Below are 15,070 nucleotides of genomic sequence, written 5' to 3' on the forward strand. Positions count from 1 at the left end.
ATAACAAGGACGTGGCAATGCTCGCCGCCATAAAACGCTACCCGCACACCGTTCGCCTGCTGCTCACCACCACCTTCACGCTTACCATCGCCCGCGCCCTCACCCTGCCCTACCTGGTGGTTTACCTGGCAGACAATTTCCAGCTGCCGATCAGCCAGATCGGCCTGCTGATCGGTGGCGCGCTGATCGTCGCCTCGCTATTGAGTCTGTACGGTGGCCATCTGGTCGACACCTTGAGCAACCACGCGCTGGTCAGCATCAGTACCCTGCTGTTCGCCCTGGCCTTCGTCGGCGCGGTCGCCAGCCGTTCGGCACTGCCGTTCTTCTTTTGTCTGGTGTTGATCAACCTGGCCCTGGCAGTGGTCGACATCGCCGCCAAGGCGGGCTTCTGCGCGTTACTGCCAGTGGATGAGCGGGCCGAGGTTTTCGCCATCAAGTACACCCTCAGCAACGTTGGCTACGCCGCCGGCCCGTTGCTGGGCGTGGCCATGCTTGAACTGAACGACCATGTGCCGTTCCTCGCCTCTGCCCTGCTTGGCCTGGCCATGTGCCTGGCTTATTGGCGCCTGGGTGATCGCAGCCTGCAGGCCAGCGCGCCGGACAAACCTGCGGCCGGCTTCGGCCAAGTGGCGCTGGGGCTGGCGCGGGATCGTCGGCTGGTGTGCTTTACCGCGGGAGGGGTGCTGAGCGCGGTGGTGTTCGGCCAGTTCACCGCCTACCTGTCCCAGTACCTGGTGGTAACCAGCAACCCCACCGCAGCCGCACGGCTGATCGGCTATCTGGTCACCACCAACGCCGTGACGGTCATTGCCTTGCAGTATCTGATTGGCCGGCGTATCAGCCGCCAGCGCCTGATGCCGTGGCTGTTGGCCGGCATGGGCCTGTTTATCGCCGGCTTGCTGGGTTTTGCACTGGCTGGCTCGGTGCTGGCCTGGTGCCTGGCGATGCTGGTGTTCACGCTGGGTGAAATCATCGTGATCCCGGCCGAGTACATGTTCATCGACCTGATTGCACCGGAGCACTTGCGCGGGGTGTATTACGGCGCACAGAACCTGTCCAATCTGGGGGCGGCGCTGGGCCCAGTGATGGTGGGGTTTGCACTGGCACACCTGTGGCCAGGGGCGGTCTTCTACCTGCTGGTGTTGTCGGTGATACTGGCAGGGGTGTTTTACGGGTTGGGTACCCGCACGGTTTGATGTTGCCTGTTCCTGCCTATTCGCGGGTGAACCCGCTCCTACAACCATCGTCTGCGCTGACGAAGCGGCACTTGCGTGCCAGACTGATTGATCGGGACCGCGTTACCTTTTTGCTTCGGAGTCTTCATGTCGTTGTCCAGCGGGCTGATCGCCGTGGTCGCCCTGGCCTATATGGCCATCATGTTCGCCATCGCCTTCTACGGCGACCGTCGCAGCACGCCCTTGCCGCCAAAGCTGCGCGCCTGGGTGTACAGCCTGTCGCTGGCCGTGTACTGCACCAGTTGGACCTTCTTCGGCGCGGTGGGCCAGGCCGCCGAACAGCTTTGGGCGTTCCTGCCAATCTACCTGGGCCCGGTATTGCTGCTGATCTTCGCGCCTTGGGTGCTGCAGAAGATGGTGCTGATCAGCAAGCAGCAGAACATCACCTCGATCGCCGACTTCATTGCCGCGCGCTACGGCAAGTCGCAGACCCTGGCAGTGGTGGTGGCGCTGATCTGCCTGGTCGGCGTGCTGCCGTACATCGCCTTGCAGCTCAAGGGCATCGTACTGGGCGTGAACCTGCTGATCGGCGCCAACGCCGATGCCACCGGCACCCGCGTGCAGGACACCGCGCTGGTGATATCGCTGGTACTGGCGCTGTTCGCCATCGTCTTCGGTACCCGCAGCCTGGATGTGACCGAGCACCACCGCGGCATGGTCCTGGCGATCGCCTTCGAATCAATGATCAAGCTGCTGGCGTTCCTTGCCGTGGGCATCTTCATCGTTTTCAACCTGTATGACGGTTTCGACGACCTGTTCAGCCAGGCCCGCCAGTCGATCCACTTGCAGGACTATTGGAAAGAAACCATCAATTGGCCGTCCATGGTGGTGCAAACCGCCGTGGCGATGATGGCAATCATCTGTCTGCCCCGGCAGTTCCACGTTACCGTGGTGGAGAACATCGAGCCGCAGGACTTGCGCCTGGCGCGCTGGGTATTCCCCATGTACCTGGCATTGGCCGCGCTGTTCGTGGTGCCGATTGCCCTGGCCGGGCAGATGCTGCTGCCAGGCACGGTGATCTCCGACTCGTTCGTCATCAGCCTGCCGCTGGCAGAGGCGCACCCGAGCCTTGCCCTGCTGGCGTTCATCGGCGGCGCCTCGGCGGCTACCGGCATGGTGATCGTCGAGGCCGTGGCGCTGTCGACCATGGTGTCCAACGACATGCTGCTGCCCTGGCTGCTGCGCCGCAATAACGCCGAGCGGCCTTTCGAAGCATTCCGCCACTGGATGCTTTCGGTACGCCGGGTAACCATCGTGGTGATCCTGCTGCTGGCCTATGTCAGCTACCGCCTGCTGGGTTCCACCGCCAGCCTGGCGACCATCGGCCAGATCGCCTTTGCCGCCGTGACCCAGCTCACCCCGGCCATGCTTGGCGCGCTGTACTGGAAGCAGGCCAACCGTCGCGGTGTGTTCGCCGGCCTGGCCGCCGGCATTTTCCTGTGGTTCTACACCTTGGTGCTGCCGATTGCCGCGCACAGCCTGGGCTGGTCGTTGCAGTTGTTCCCTGGCCTGGCGTGGCTGCATGGCAACCCGCTGAACCTGCCGATCAGTCCGCTGACCCAAGGTGTGGTGCTGTCACTGGCAGGTAACTTCACCCTGTTCGCCTGGGTTTCGGTGCTGTCGCGCACACGGGTTTCCGAGCACTGGCAGGCCGGCCGCTTCATTGGCCAGCAGACCAGCGCGCGGCCCAGCAGCAAGCCGCTGCTGGCGGTGCAGATCGACGACCTGTTGACCCTGGCCTCGCGCTTTGTCGGAGAAGAGCGCGCACGGCAGAGCTTCATCCGCTTTGCCTACCGCCAGGGCAAGGGCTTCAACCCGAATCAGAACGCCGATGGCGACTGGATCGAGCACACCGAACGCCTGCTGGCCGGGGTGCTCGGCACCTCCTCGACCCGCGCCGTGGTCAAAGCGGCCATCGAAGGCCGCGACATGCAGCTGGAAGACGTGGTGCGCATCGCTGACGAAGCCAGTGAGGTGCTGCAGTTCAACCGCGCCCTGCTGCAAGGCGCCATCGAAAACATCAACCAAGGCATCAGCGTGGTCGACCAGAACCTGCACCTGGTGGCATGGAACCGCCGCTACCTGGAGCTGTTCAACTACCCGGACGGGCTGATCAGCGTAGGGCGACCGATTGCCGACATCATCCGCTACAACGCCGAGCGCGGCCTGTGCGGCCCCGGCGAAGCGCAGGTGCATGTGGCGCGGCGGCTACACTGGATGCGCCAGGGCCGCGCGCACTCCTCAGAGCGGCTGTTCCCCAATGGCCGGGTGATCGAGCTGATCGGCAACCCCATGCCGGGCGGCGGCTTTGTCATGAGCTTCACCGACATCACCCCGTTCCGCGAGGCCGAGCAGGCCCTGCGCGATGCCAACGAACGCCTTGAGCAACGCGTGGCGGAGCGCACCCACGAACTGTCGCAGTTGAACCAGGCGCTGTCCGAAGCCAAAAGCCAGGCCGAAGCGGTGAGCAAGTCCAAGACCCGCTTCCTGGCCGCCGTCAGCCATGACCTGATGCAACCCTTGAACGCCGCACGGCTTTTCTCTGCCGCCTTGTCGCAACAGGCCGAGGGCATGAACGAAGAGGCCCAGCAGCTGGTACAGCACATGGACAGCTCGCTGCGCTCGGCTGAAGAGCTGATCAGCGACCTGCTGGACATCTCGCGCCTGGAAAACGGCAAGATCACCCCGGATGCCAAACCCTTCGCCCTCAATGAGCTGTTCGACACCCTGGGCGCCGAGTTCAAGCTGCTGGCGGCCGAGAAGGGCCTGGAGTTCCGCCTGCGCGGCAGCCGCCTGCGGGTGGACAGCGACATGAAACTGCTACGCCGGGTGCTGCAGAACTTCCTCACCAATGCCCTGCGCTATGGCAAGAGCCCGATCCTGCTGGGCGCGCGCCGACAGGGCGAGCGCCTGTGGCTGGAGGTCTGGGACCGTGGCCCGGGCATTGCTGACGACAAGCTGCAGGTGATCTTTCAGGAGTTCAAGCGCCTGGACAGCCACCAGACCCGTGCCGAGAAGGGGCTAGGCCTAGGCCTGGCAATCGCAGACGGGCTGTGCCGGGTATTGGGGCATCCGCTGGAAGTGCGCTCATGGCCGGGCAAAGGCACGGTGTTCCGCGTCAGCGTACCGATTGCGCGCCAGGCCGCCGCGGCGCCAAGCGCCCCCGTGGAACAACAGGGCGGCCAGCCACTGGCCGGGCTACAAGTGCTATGCGTGGACAACGAAGACAGCATCCTGATCGGCATGAACAGCCTGCTAAGCCGCTGGGGTTGCCAGGTTTGGACCGCGCGCAACCAGGCCGAATGCGAAGCCCTGCTGGCCAAGGGCATGCGCCCGCACCTGGCATTGGTGGACTATCACCTGGACGACGGCGAGACCGGCACAGGGCTGATGGGCTGGCTTCGAGCACGGCTGGGTGAGCCGGTACCCGGTGTAGTGATCAGCGCCGACGGCAGCAAGGAAACCATTGCCCTGGTACATGCATCAGGGCTGGACTACCTGGCCAAGCCGGTCAAGCCGGCGGCCTTGCGCGCCCTGCTCAATCGCCATCTGAGCCTGGCTCAGTAACCGCTACGTCGGGCAGCGCTTCATCGGACAGCGCCCGCTCCAGCAGGTCTGCCGGCAAGCTCTTGCTGGCGCGGGCCCCCAGCAGCTTCAGCTGCTCGCTTCGGCTGACCAGGTTGCCACGCCCTTCGCACAGCTTGTTGCGCGCTGCGGCATAAGCCTTGTCCACCTGCTGCAGGCGGCTGCCCAGCTCGTCCAGGTCCTGGATGAACAGCACGAATTTGTCGTAGAGCCAGCCGGCACGCTCGGCAATCTCGCGGGCGTTCTGTCCTTGACGTTCCTGCTTCCACAGGCTGTCGATGACCCGCAAGGTCGCCAGCAACGTGGTAGGGCTGACAATCACGATCTGCCGGTCGAAGGCCTCCTGGAACAGGTTCGGCTCGGCCTGCAGGGCCGCCGAGAAGGCCGCCTCGATGGGCACGAACAACAACACGAAATCCAGGCTGTGCAGGCCTTCGAGGCGGCTGTAGTCCTTGCTCGACAGGCCTTTGACGTGGCTGCGCAGCGACTGCACATGCTGCTTGAGCGCGGCTTCGTCGTTGCCGGCAACGAACTGCTGGTACGCCGTGAGGCTGACCTTGGCGTCCACCACCACCTGCTTGTTGCCGGGCAGCATGATCAGCACATCCGGCTGGAAGCGCTCGCCGTCGGCGCTTTTCAGGCTGACCTGAGTCTGGTATTCGCGGCCCTTTTCCAGGCCGGCATGCTCCAGCACACGTTCGAGGATCAGCTCCCCCCAGTTACCTTGGGTCTTCTGGCCTTTCAAGGCCTGGGTAAGGTTGGTGGCTTCGTCGGACAGACGCAGGTTGAGCTGTTGCAGGCGCTCCAGCTCCTTGCCCAGCGAGAAGCGCTCGCGGGCCTCTTGTTGGTAGCTTTCCTCCACGCGTTTTTCGAAGGCATGGATACGCTCCTTGAGCGGGTCGAGCAACTGGCCCAGGTGCTGCTGGCTGGTCTGGGCGAAGCGCTGTTCGCGCTCGTCGAAGATTTTGGTGGCCATGTCGGCGAACTGGGCGCGCAAGGTGTCACGGGCCTCCTGCAGGTCTTCCAGACGTTGCTGGTGGCTTTCCTGCTGTTCACGCAGTTCTGCGTCCAGGCGCGCCGTTTGCGCCTCCAGGCGGCGCAGTTCAGCTTCGCGGTTGGCGCGCTCAAGGCTCCAGGCGTGGGCGGCGTCACGGGCATTGTCGCGGTCGATCTGCAGCAGCTCCAGCTCACGGCCTTGGGCGGCCAGCTGGGCCTGTTTGACGGCATTGGCTTCACTGAGGTCGCTGACCTCGTCGCGACTGGCATCCAGTTGCGCCTGCAGACCGGCCTGGGCCAACTGGGCAGCGTTGAGGCGCTCTTCGAGCAAGGCCTGCTCACCTTGCCGTGCGCCCTGGCGGCGCTGCACCTGCATGACCCACACCAGACAGGGTATTGCGCCTGCCACCAAGCCCAGCAGAATGCTGGCCAGATCCACTGTCATGCTTACCCCGAACGCTCTGATGCAAATTGAGTGCAGCTTATCAGCCTGACTGGTGTGTTGCCTGCATCGGCCTCTTCGCGGGCAAGCCCGCTCCCACAGGTGGAAGCAACTGTCTTGCTCAAAATCTGAAAAGCCTGCGCGGTCGCCTGTAGATGGGTTTACCCGCGAAAGGACCGGGCCTGCTGGCCAATTATCACCCGCCGTCCACCTTTGCTGCTGCTACCGTATTCGCGGGTAAACCCGCTTCTGCAAGTGCCGCGCAAGCCTGAAGACAGAGGTAATCTGGTGGGAGCGGGCTTGCCCGCGAAAGGGCCCGCGCAGGCAACAGCGCTCAGGCAGCAAACCACTGTCGCAGCAACCGGCGCGCTTCCTGCGACCCCTGCCCTGCGGCAAGCTCGAGCCAATAGCGCGCCTGCTCCGGCTCGTTGTGCTGACACAGCCGAGCGTACTCCAGCTGCGCCCGCCGATCCCCTGCGCGGGCTGCCTGACGCAGCAGCTCATGGCCAATACGGCGGTCGCGGGCGTTGCCACAATCGCGGCACAACATCTGCCCCAGTCGGCTTTGCGCCACTACCACCCCCTCGCGCGCCGGCTGCTTCAAAAGGTGCCCGGCCAGGTGCTTGACCTGAGGTTTGTCGCCCAGGCGCGGGCTGTCGAGCAACCACAGGGCCACTTTCAGGGAAAAGCGTTTAGCGGGAGGTGCAAGTGTCGATGCAGTGGGGCTGGCGAGGTGTTTACCGCGAAACTTCATGAGCAACAGGTTTGGTGACTCGAAAGGCGCGCCACTCTACTCTTTTTTTTTCGCCTTGGCCTGTCGATTTCTGGCGGATTGAAAAAAAATTCAATGATCTTTTCTTGACGTTTTCAGGTGGATGACCAACCGGTCTGCTGGAGCATGACGATTGTCGGACAGTTCATCCCATTGCTGGCACGCCCGTGCTAGAGCAAGCGCTCGGGACAATCCACAGTTCCTGTGGATAACTCGGTGGACAACCCCCTCTCACACCCCTCAAACCCCCATGAATTGGGGGTTTTGGTCAAACTGACGATTTTTTCACCAGCTAAAAATAGTGTTTTTTTTCATTGACTTAACCACGCAGTCAAGGCATTGGCGAGGCTGCGGGGTGGTGTTGCCAAGCCGTTACAAGCGCTGCCCCGAATGTGAACAAGTGCACCATAAACCTCCATTTGGGTGCCCGAAAAGGGCACATCGGCCGGCATTTGGGCCATTTACCCCCTCTTCCCAGCAGCGAGAATTCGCGCCATACTGCGCGGCTCACCTGAACAAACGTAGTGCTTGCCAAACATCTGCACTTCCGGTAAGGTGCCCCTCGTTAGTACCAAGCTGAAAGTCAATTCTGGCCGCAAGCGTCCTTGCAGACTCGCTCCCCCAAAAGCAGCTCTGCTGAAACCAGGACCGGCCCATTCAATGGTTCACTCGCCAGCCTAGCGCTGCGCAAGCACGAATCACATGACAGATTGATCAGGATCCCACCTCGACGGCCTAGAACCTTGGCCCCGGCGTGCTGCCTGCCTTCCGAAGTACCTACCAGTCAGCCCAAGCGCCTACATTTGATTGCGCCCCCTCTGGCTGCCCTGTTCCAGTCAGGTTCGTTCGTCCCTTAATAAAGGCGTCACTGGAACGTTTCTATCATGCACGGATCATATCCCCCGTGTTTAAAGCAGGAACCTCCAACAATATGCAAACTCATCATCAGATTCAGGCTGCCATTGGCACCCTCTCCCAGGCCTTCTCGCCGTTGAAGTGCCTTATCGTTGCCCCACGCAAGGGCAGCTTCAGCTTCACCCTGGTAGACGAACACGGCGTTGCCTGCCATACCGAACGCCTGTACCACGAGCAATACAGCCGCAACGAACCGCTGCAGGCGGTGATCGCCCGGACTCGTCAGTCGCTCACCGCGTGACCGGCGAATACCGGTGTATTCAAGCGCTGAATCATCCCATCGCAAGTCTGCCTGAACGCTCGCGGCATAATTGCCGTAGGGCATATAGCCCGGAGCATCAGGCAGCAATCGATTTAAAAACAGCTCTTTACACCACGATTATCACACTACACTTCAACTCGAGCGGTGCTTTCCGCTCCCGGCGGGCCTGATCATTCACCAGCTGCCAAGCTCCAGCGCCCGTCCGGCCCTTACCTGCTCGAGGGCATCATGGGTATTGCGGCGAATGAATTGTGTCAGTATGTGATCCGACCCACCTTGGTCTACCTGAACCGTCACTGCGCCAGCGCCGAAGCCTTGTTACTGGGCATCGCTGCCAGCCAGTCAGCCCTCGGCTCAGCCCTGCATGACCGACGCGGCCATGGTCTTTACCGTATCGGTGAACAGCGTCACCAGGCGCTCTGGGACGATTACCTGGCCCGTGACCCCGACCTGGCCAGCCTGGTCCGCGGCCTGGCCAGCCAGCACGCCTTCCTTGGTGGCCCGCACCTGGAGCTCACCGTCAACCTGCGCTATTCCACCGCCATTGCCTGGATGCTCATCGAAGAGCAGGCCACACCATTGCCTGCGGCGGACGATCTATTGGCACTGGCGCGGATCTGGCGACAGATCTTCAACCCCCAAGGTCGCCTGCGCGACTTCACCCACGCCTGGCAGGCCTGCATAAATCAGAAAATGCCACAGGCATCTTGAGACGCGTCCTACAACTAAACCGGAAAAAAGGGAATTTTGGTCGGATTGTCCTACAAAACAGCTCTAACTCCTGCGATTGAGCCTATAGCGCAGCGCGTGATTTGTTGGTAGCTTTTCGCCCCGGAGATCCCAAGGAGTTTTCTAATAATGAAAAAAGTAATGCTCAAAACCTCCCTCGGCGTAGCTGTTGCGCTTGCTTCCAGCCAACTGTTCGCCGCCGGGTTCGCGCTGAACGAACAAAGTATCAGCGGCATGGGAACCGGTTTCGCGGGGCGCTCGTCTTCTGCCGAAGATGCCAGCACTGTGTATGGCAACCCGGCCGGCATGTCCCGCCTCAAACGCGAACAATTCACCGTGGGCGGCGCTGCCGTCATCGCCAAGACCGATATATCGGGCCCAGGCAGCAACTTCGGGGGGGAAACCGATGGTGACATGGTGCCTGTCGTTGGCGTACCCATGGGTTACTACGTCAAGCCGATCGATGACCACTGGAGCGTCGGTTTTGGTGTCTACGTACCGTTCGGCCTGGTAACCGACTACGGCAGCGACGATGCCGCGCGCTACTGGGGCAAGAAGAGTAAGGTCGAGGTTGTCACCTTCCAGCCAACCGTCAGCTACGCCTTCAACGACAAGGTGTCGATCGGTTTTGGCCCGACCATCAACCGCATCAAGGGTGAACTGGGTTCGAACCTGAGCAGCAAGGCCCTTCTGGGGCCCAATGGCCCTGATGGCGAGACCAAGATCAAGGGAGACGACACCGCGATCGGTTACAACATCGGCGTCCTGGTACAAGCTACGGACCGAACCCGTCTGGGCCTGACCTATCACTCGATGGTCGACTACAAGCTTGAAGGCAATACCCGCGTTTCCTACCCGATTCCACAGCTTGGCCTGAACGGCAAGTTCGACGCCAGCCTGAAAATCAAGACACCAGAGTCAGTGGACTTCTCGGTCACTCATGAACTGGATGACCACTGGACACTGTATGCGGGTAGCACCTGGACGCGCTGGAGCCGCCTGGAAAGCATCGTCGTCGAGAACGAAGCTCCGGCAGGCTACCCGCTGAAGACCATCACCGAAGAGCAGAACTGGCACGACACCTGGGCTCACGCCATTGGTGCATCCTACAAGGTGAACAAGGAGTGGACCCTGCGCGCAGGCTTCTCCGTCGACCAGTCGCCTACCAACAACCATGATCGCTCGCCACGTATTCCGACTGGCGATCGTAAAGCGGTCAGCTTTGGTGCCGGTTGGAGCCCGAACGATGACATGACCATTGATGTTGCCTACTCGTATCTGTGGGAAGAAGACACCAAGGTCAACAACCTGCCAAGCTCACAACAACAAGGGCTGTTGAAAGGCAGCTACCAGGCCAAGTACGAGAACAGCGCTCACGGCATCGGTGCTTCCCTCACCTACCGCTTCTGATTCTTGCGCGTTACATGAAAACCGCCTTCGTGGCGGTTTTTTTCATGCCTGCACTTGCCAGCTGTCGCCCGGGCACTACCCAGGCACCCAATGCCAGGTTCGACGCACGATGCCATCTAGCTCAGGGCATCGATATCGTGCGGATCAATACACTGCCGAATACCGCTTCGAAGCGCAGGCCGTCCAGCTGGCGAGCCGGTGCAGCCTGGTTACTGCTGAGAGGCGATGGCCTTTTCGATAGCGGCGCGGAACGCGGGATCATCCGGTTTGGTCAGGCTGGAGAAGTTACCGATCACCTTGCCCTTGCGGTCGACAACATACTTGTAGAAATTCCACTTCGGTGCACTGCTCTGGCTGGCCAGCTCCGCGAACAGCGGTATCGCATCCTTGCCCCGCACCGCCTGCGTCTTGGTCATGGTGAAGGTGACACCGTAGTTGGCATAGCAAACCTTGGCCGTCTTCTCACTGTCGGCGTCCTCCTGCTTGAAGTCATTGGACGGCACGCCGAGCATTTCCAGCCCTTGCTCGTGATATTCCTTGTACGTCGCCTCAAGCCCCTCGAACTGCGGGGCAAAACCGCAATAACTGGCAGTGTTCACTACCACGAGCGGCTTGCCGGCAAAGCGCTCGCACAGCTCGACCTGCCCCTTGCCGCGCAATTCCGGCAGGCTGCCCTGCAACAACGCCGGGCAATCCGCTGCCCAGCTCGATGTACTGGCAAGCAGGGCCAGCACCGGCACCGTCAACCAATGTGCACGCATGACTCGTTTCTCCCGCATGACAATCCTTGAGCTTGCAGGGTAGCGCCTAACACACACTCATGCCCAGTTGCATCAGCGCCATCCCACCCTGATGCCAGCCCCACCACACCAGTGCCAGCAGCAGCAAAGCGGCAATAGCCAACAGGCCGCGTATCAGGTAGCGGTTCATGCAGCCTGGGCCTGCAGGCGTGAGACCGGGCGTTCACGCACCGGCCAGTTCAGGGCAGCAGCCAGCAAGCTGAGCAGGATGGAAATCTGCCAAACCAGGTCGTAGCTACCGGTGCGGTCATACACCACCCCTCCCAGCCAGCCTCCCAGGAACGCGCCCAACTGATGGAACAGGAACACGATACCGCCCAGCATGGACAGGTTGCGCACCCCGAACACGGTGGCCACGGTACCATTGGTCAACGGTACCGTGGACAACCACAACAGGCCCATGGCAATGCCGAACAGGTAAGCACTGAACTCGCTCACCGGCGCCCACAGAAACAGCACGATCACCACCGCACGCAGCAGGTACAAGCCGGTCAGCAGGCGTGGCTTGGACATGCGCCCGCCCAACCAGCCAGCGGTGAAGGTACCGACGATGTTGAACAGGCCGACCAGCGCCAGCACTGTTGTACCGGTGGTCGCAGCCAGGTGCTGGTCAACCAGATAGGCCGGCAGGTGCACGCCAATGAATACGACCTGGAAGCCACAGACAAAAAAGCCCAGCGCCAGCAACCAGAAACCGGAGTGCGTGCACGCCTCGCGCAGCGCCTGGCCCAGGGTCTGCTCGCCACCGTGACTGGGTAACGGGCGATCGCGCAGCAAGCCGACGAAAGGCACGATGAACGCCACCATCAGCCCCAGCACCAGCAACGCTGCCGACCAGCCCAGCCACTGAATCAGGCCAAGGGTGCCCGGCAACATGGCGAACTGGCCGAATGACCCGGCGGCGCTGGCGATACCCATGGCCATGCTGCGCTTTTCAGCCGGCACAGCACGCCCGACCACACCGAGGATGACCGAGAACGACGTGCCGGACAGGCCGATGCCAATCAGCAAGCCCGCACTCAGCGACAACGACCAGGCCGAATCAGCCATGCCCATCAGGACCAAACCGACGGCATAGAGGATACCGCCGATGATGACCACCCGTGCCGCGCCAAGCCGGTCGGCCAAGGCGCCAGCGAACGGCTGCGCCAGCCCCCAGATCAGATTCTGCAGGGCAATGGCGAAGGCAAACACCTCACGCCCCCAGCCAAAGTCAGCACTCATCGGCGCCAGGAACAGACCGAAGCCGTGCCTTACGCCCAGAGACAGCGCCAGTATCAAGGCCGCCCCCACCAATACCCATCCGCTGGTTCGCCACACCGAAGTCATTGTCGTTATCTCCAGCTCATCGCAAGGTTTTGCGGGTATATACCCGCTTATAGTCGTATCGATTCAGGCCAGTTGTTTCAACAGTCGCACCAGCTCATCCCGCTGCCCCACTCCGAGCCGTTCAACCAGCTCTTTCTGCGCCTGCTCCCAAGCTGGGTGGGCAACGTGCAACAGTTGCTTACCCGCGGCGGTCAACAGCACCACGCGGTTACGCTGGTCGTCACCATCGCCCAGTGCTACCAGCCCATCCGCCTCCAGCACACGCAGATTACGGCCCAGGGTACTGCGCTCGAGTCCCATGGCTTCGGCCAGGACCGTGATGCTGGGCCGGTCGAGCCGCTGCAGGTGCCGCAGCAGGGAAAACTGGGCGACATTGACCCCAAAGCCGGCCAGGGCTTCGTCGTAATGCCGGCTCACCCCGCGGGCGGCACGACGCAGATGGGTACAGATACATTCACTGGTCAGCATGGATACGTGTATATACCCGCATACTGACTGTTGCAAGAAGTTTCACAAGGGATGAGAAGCGTCAGTCCGGGTTCAAGCGCCTGCGGATCGGCTCGAACTCAATCGTGGCCTTGCGCGCCAAGGGGTCTGGCGCGCCCTGCTCGATCGCCTGCCAGTAGCGCCACGGCACCTTCGCAGTGCCCAGTTCGTAGTCCATGCCATCCCAGTTGTCTTCACGGAAGCTATAGAACGCCCAGTGCAACCGGTTGCGATCCAGCACGACGAGCACATCTTCAAGATACTGCCGGCAACCCGGCAGCCTGCGCATGCAGCCAAACTCGCCCACCACCAGGCGAGAAAGCGGCACACCCATGGCTTCGGCCCATGCCAGCGGCTGGCGCAGATAGCGTTCCACTCGTTGCCCATCCCACAGCTGGATCTGCCCGGCAAAAGGTACGGGACCTGGATAGGCAATGGGATGTTTGCGCGCCATGTTCGGCGCACTGGTAGCGGCATAGGGCTCGTACATGTGCACGCTGTACAGCACTCGCGCATCTTCCAGCGGGGCTGGCCAGTAGCCGAACGCGTCTGCACCTGCATACCAGCCGGCATCGACCATGATCGGCGTATCAGCGTCTTCTTCGCGAATGGCCGCTATCAGTTGCCGGTACAGCAAGGGCAGATCGCGCGCACCGCCCTGCTCTTGCGCATACCACTGCTGCATCTGCCTGCGTTCGGCATGTTCAGCCAGGCCGCTCTGTTTCTCCGGTGCTGGCTCGTTGATCAGGTTGTAGGCAGCGATGGCCGGATGGTGCTTCAGTTCGCGCGCCATATCTCGCCAGAAGGCCGCAGCCTGGGACCAGTAGCGTTTGTCTTGCCACAGGCGATCATCGAACTGGCCCTGATTGTTTTGCGCCCAGCGCATACCCGGTAGCGAGAGTGGCGCGATGACCACCTTGAGCCCTGCCTGGTGCGCCCGGTCGAGGGTGGCACGCAGCACAGCCAGGTCGGCCTCGGGCAGGCCTTCATAGGTATCGGCGCTGCCGAGGAGGAAATCACGTCTCACCGGTTGCCATTTGTCGTACGACAGCCGCACCCAGGTGGCGCCGTACCCCCTCAGGGCATCGAAGTAGGCTTGATCGGGCGGCAGCCGGTTGAAGCTGTTGCCGCCGTGGCGTGGGGTGTCCCAGAACGCCATGAGATCTGCAGCAGTGGCTGGGAGGGTGGACAGGACCAATAGACTGGCAAAGATCCAGTGATGCACGGGAAGCCTACCTGGTTGCGCGAGGGGAGACTGAGGATACGCCGACAAAGGAGATGCCGGCGCTATCGGACCGTTGCCGGAAGTTACTGCCCCTTCCACCTATGAGGCCTTTCGCGAAAGCACTGCAAAACAGCCCCGGAAGGGCCGTCGGGCCAAACGCTCAAAGCCCCAGCGCCAACCCGAGCACAACGGCCAGCTCCAGCAACTCCAGCAACGCGCCTGCGGTATCCCCGGTGGTCCCGCCCAGGCGCCGGCACATCAGATACCGCAACCAGGCAAACACCGCCAGCGCCAGCAGCACACTCCATCCGCCCAGGAACAGGCAGAACACCACACAAACCAGCAACACCCACCCGGCTGCACGCCGGGGCAAATATTCGGCCAACGCCTGGCCCAACCCGCCTGGTCGCACATAAGGTGTGCCAAGGAACAGGCCCAACATCGCCGACCGCCCGATCAACGGCGCCAGCAGCAATTGCGCCCCGACACCCTGCCCGACCAGCACCCACAATGCGCAGAACTTCAGCAACAACACCAAGACCAGGGTGACCACGGCTATCGGCCCACTGCGCGGGTCTTTCATGATCCGCAAAGTGCGTTCACGGTCGCCGAAACCACCTAGCCAGGCGTCGGCACTGTCCGCCAGGCCATCCAGGTGCAAGGCACCACTGAGCAGTACCCACAACGTCAGCAGCAAAGCCGCGTGCAGCGGCGGCGGCGTGCCCTGTAGCAGATGACTGGCCAACCACAGCAGCAAGCCGAACAGCAGCCCGACCAGCGGGTAGTACAGCAGCGAACGCCCCACCTCACGCGGTGCCGGCATGCCCGGCAGACTCACCGGCAGGCTGCTGAGAAACTGCAAGGCGATCCAGAACGGCAACATC

At 62.0% G+C, this 15,070-nt stretch carries 13 protein-coding genes; 5 read left to right on the forward strand and 8 right to left on the reverse strand.

Annotated elements, in window-relative coordinates; translation table 11 throughout:
* Positions 1 to 17: 17 nt before the first annotated feature.
* Both AC3B5Q_RS19740 and AC3B5Q_RS19745 read left to right on the forward strand, forming a co-directional pair.
* Complete coding sequence (locus AC3B5Q_RS19740; RefSeq protein WP_021782505.1) at positions 18 to 1,196, forward strand: MFS transporter; 1,179 nt, start codon at positions 18 to 20, stop codon at positions 1,194 to 1,196.
* Positions 1,197 to 1,322: 126 nt separating this feature from the next.
* Positions 1,323 to 4,802: a hybrid sensor histidine kinase/response regulator gene (locus AC3B5Q_RS19745; protein WP_021782506.1), complete on the forward strand. Its 3,480-nt coding sequence runs from the start codon at positions 1,323 to 1,325 to the stop codon at positions 4,800 to 4,802.
* Here AC3B5Q_RS19745 and AC3B5Q_RS19750 read toward each other — a convergent pair.
* Positions 4,774 to 6,147: a DNA recombination protein RmuC gene (locus AC3B5Q_RS19750; RefSeq protein WP_162149588.1), complete on the reverse strand. Its 1,374-nt coding sequence runs from the start codon at positions 6,145 to 6,147 to the stop codon at positions 4,774 to 4,776. The genes AC3B5Q_RS19745 and AC3B5Q_RS19750 overlap by 29 nt on opposite strands.
* A 445-nt stretch (positions 6,148 to 6,592) precedes the next feature.
* The gene (locus tag AC3B5Q_RS19755; protein ID WP_028698010.1) at positions 6,593 to 7,012 is read right to left on the reverse strand and encodes a tetratricopeptide repeat protein; all 420 of its coding nucleotides are present in this window, start codon (positions 7,010 to 7,012) and stop codon (positions 6,593 to 6,595) included.
* A 949-nt stretch (positions 7,013 to 7,961) separates the two neighbouring features.
* On the opposite strand from AC3B5Q_RS19755, the gene AC3B5Q_RS19760 reads away from it, so the two are divergent.
* From AC3B5Q_RS19760 to AC3B5Q_RS19770, 3 genes are all read left to right on the forward strand, one after another.
* On the forward strand, positions 7,962 to 8,186 hold the full coding sequence (locus AC3B5Q_RS19760; RefSeq protein WP_016501083.1) for a hypothetical protein: 225 nt from the start codon (positions 7,962 to 7,964) through the stop codon (positions 8,184 to 8,186).
* Positions 8,187 to 8,435: 249 nt separating this feature from the next.
* Positions 8,436 to 8,918 carry a hypothetical protein gene (locus AC3B5Q_RS19765; protein WP_021782509.1) on the forward strand — a complete coding sequence of 161 codons (483 nt, stop codon included), beginning with the start codon at positions 8,436 to 8,438 and terminating at the stop codon, positions 8,916 to 8,918.
* A 147-nt stretch (positions 8,919 to 9,065) separates the two neighbouring features.
* The gene (locus AC3B5Q_RS19770) at positions 9,066 to 10,346 is read left to right on the forward strand and encodes an OmpP1/FadL family transporter (protein ID WP_021782510.1); all 1,281 of its coding nucleotides are present in this window, start codon (positions 9,066 to 9,068) and stop codon (positions 10,344 to 10,346) included.
* Positions 10,347 to 10,555: 209 nt separating this feature from the next.
* On the opposite strand, the gene AC3B5Q_RS19775 is transcribed toward AC3B5Q_RS19770, so the two are convergent.
* The 6 genes from AC3B5Q_RS19775 to AC3B5Q_RS19800 form a co-directional block, all read right to left on the reverse strand.
* Positions 10,556 to 11,107, reverse strand: coding sequence for a glutathione peroxidase (locus AC3B5Q_RS19775; protein WP_014592086.1), 552 nt, complete (start codon positions 11,105 to 11,107; stop codon positions 10,556 to 10,558).
* 46 nt (positions 11,108 to 11,153) lie between these two features.
* The gene (locus tag AC3B5Q_RS19780) at positions 11,154 to 11,276 is read right to left on the reverse strand and encodes a hypothetical protein (protein ID WP_010952738.1); all 123 of its coding nucleotides are present in this window, start codon (positions 11,274 to 11,276) and stop codon (positions 11,154 to 11,156) included.
* Entirely contained in the window at positions 11,273 to 12,475 is a 1,203-nt protein-coding gene (locus AC3B5Q_RS19785) for an MFS transporter (protein WP_021782511.1), read from the reverse strand. The genes AC3B5Q_RS19780 and AC3B5Q_RS19785 overlap by 4 nt, the downstream gene beginning before the upstream one ends.
* 63 nt (positions 12,476 to 12,538) lie before the next feature.
* On the reverse strand, positions 12,539 to 12,943 hold the full coding sequence (locus AC3B5Q_RS19790; protein WP_084850372.1) for a MarR family winged helix-turn-helix transcriptional regulator: 405 nt from the start codon (positions 12,941 to 12,943) through the stop codon (positions 12,539 to 12,541).
* Between the two features lie 61 nt (positions 12,944 to 13,004).
* Entirely contained in the window at positions 13,005 to 14,120 is a 1,116-nt protein-coding gene (locus tag AC3B5Q_RS19795; RefSeq protein ID WP_103443848.1) for a glycoside hydrolase family 5 protein, read from the reverse strand.
* A gap of 226 nt (positions 14,121 to 14,346) precedes the next feature.
* The gene (locus tag AC3B5Q_RS19800) at positions 14,347 to 15,069 is read right to left on the reverse strand and encodes an adenosylcobinamide-GDP ribazoletransferase (RefSeq protein WP_021782513.1); all 723 of its coding nucleotides are present in this window, start codon (positions 15,067 to 15,069) and stop codon (positions 14,347 to 14,349) included.
* Between the last annotated feature and the right edge of the window lies 1 nt (position 15,070).

It is taken from the genome of Pseudomonas sp. D5(2026), from assembly GCF_057766845.1.

Coding starts and splice junctions, on each gene's coding strand:
- AC3B5Q_RS19740 (WP_021782505.1), top strand. CDS start 18: ATGCTCGCCGCCATAAAACGCTACCCGCACACCGTTCGCCTGCTGCTC.
- AC3B5Q_RS19745 (WP_021782506.1), top strand. CDS start 1,323: ATGTCGTTGTCCAGCGGGCTGATCGCCGTGGTCGCCCTGGCCTATATG.
- AC3B5Q_RS19755 (WP_028698010.1), bottom strand. CDS start 7,012: ATGAAGTTTCGCGGTAAACACCTCGCCAGCCCCACTGCATCGACACTT.
- AC3B5Q_RS19760 (WP_016501083.1), top strand. CDS start 7,962: ATGCAAACTCATCATCAGATTCAGGCTGCCATTGGCACCCTCTCCCAG.
- AC3B5Q_RS19765 (WP_021782509.1), top strand. CDS start 8,436: ATGGGTATTGCGGCGAATGAATTGTGTCAGTATGTGATCCGACCCACC.
- AC3B5Q_RS19770 (WP_021782510.1), top strand. CDS start 9,066: ATGAAAAAAGTAATGCTCAAAACCTCCCTCGGCGTAGCTGTTGCGCTT.
- AC3B5Q_RS19775 (WP_014592086.1), bottom strand. CDS start 11,107: ATGCGTGCACATTGGTTGACGGTGCCGGTGCTGGCCCTGCTTGCCAGT.
- AC3B5Q_RS19780 (WP_010952738.1), bottom strand. CDS start 11,276: ATGAACCGCTACCTGATACGCGGCCTGTTGGCTATTGCCGCTTTGCTG.
- AC3B5Q_RS19785 (WP_021782511.1), bottom strand. CDS start 12,475: ATGACTTCGGTGTGGCGAACCAGCGGATGGGTATTGGTGGGGGCGGCC.
- AC3B5Q_RS19790 (WP_084850372.1), bottom strand. CDS start 12,943: ATGCTGACCAGTGAATGTATCTGTACCCATCTGCGTCGTGCCGCCCGC.
- AC3B5Q_RS19795 (WP_103443848.1), bottom strand. CDS start 14,120: ATGGCGTTCTGGGACACCCCACGCCACGGCGGCAACAGCTTCAACCGG.
- AC3B5Q_RS19800 (WP_021782513.1), bottom strand. CDS start 15,069: ATGTTGCCGTTCTGGATCGCCTTGCAGTTTCTCAGCAGCCTGCCGGTG.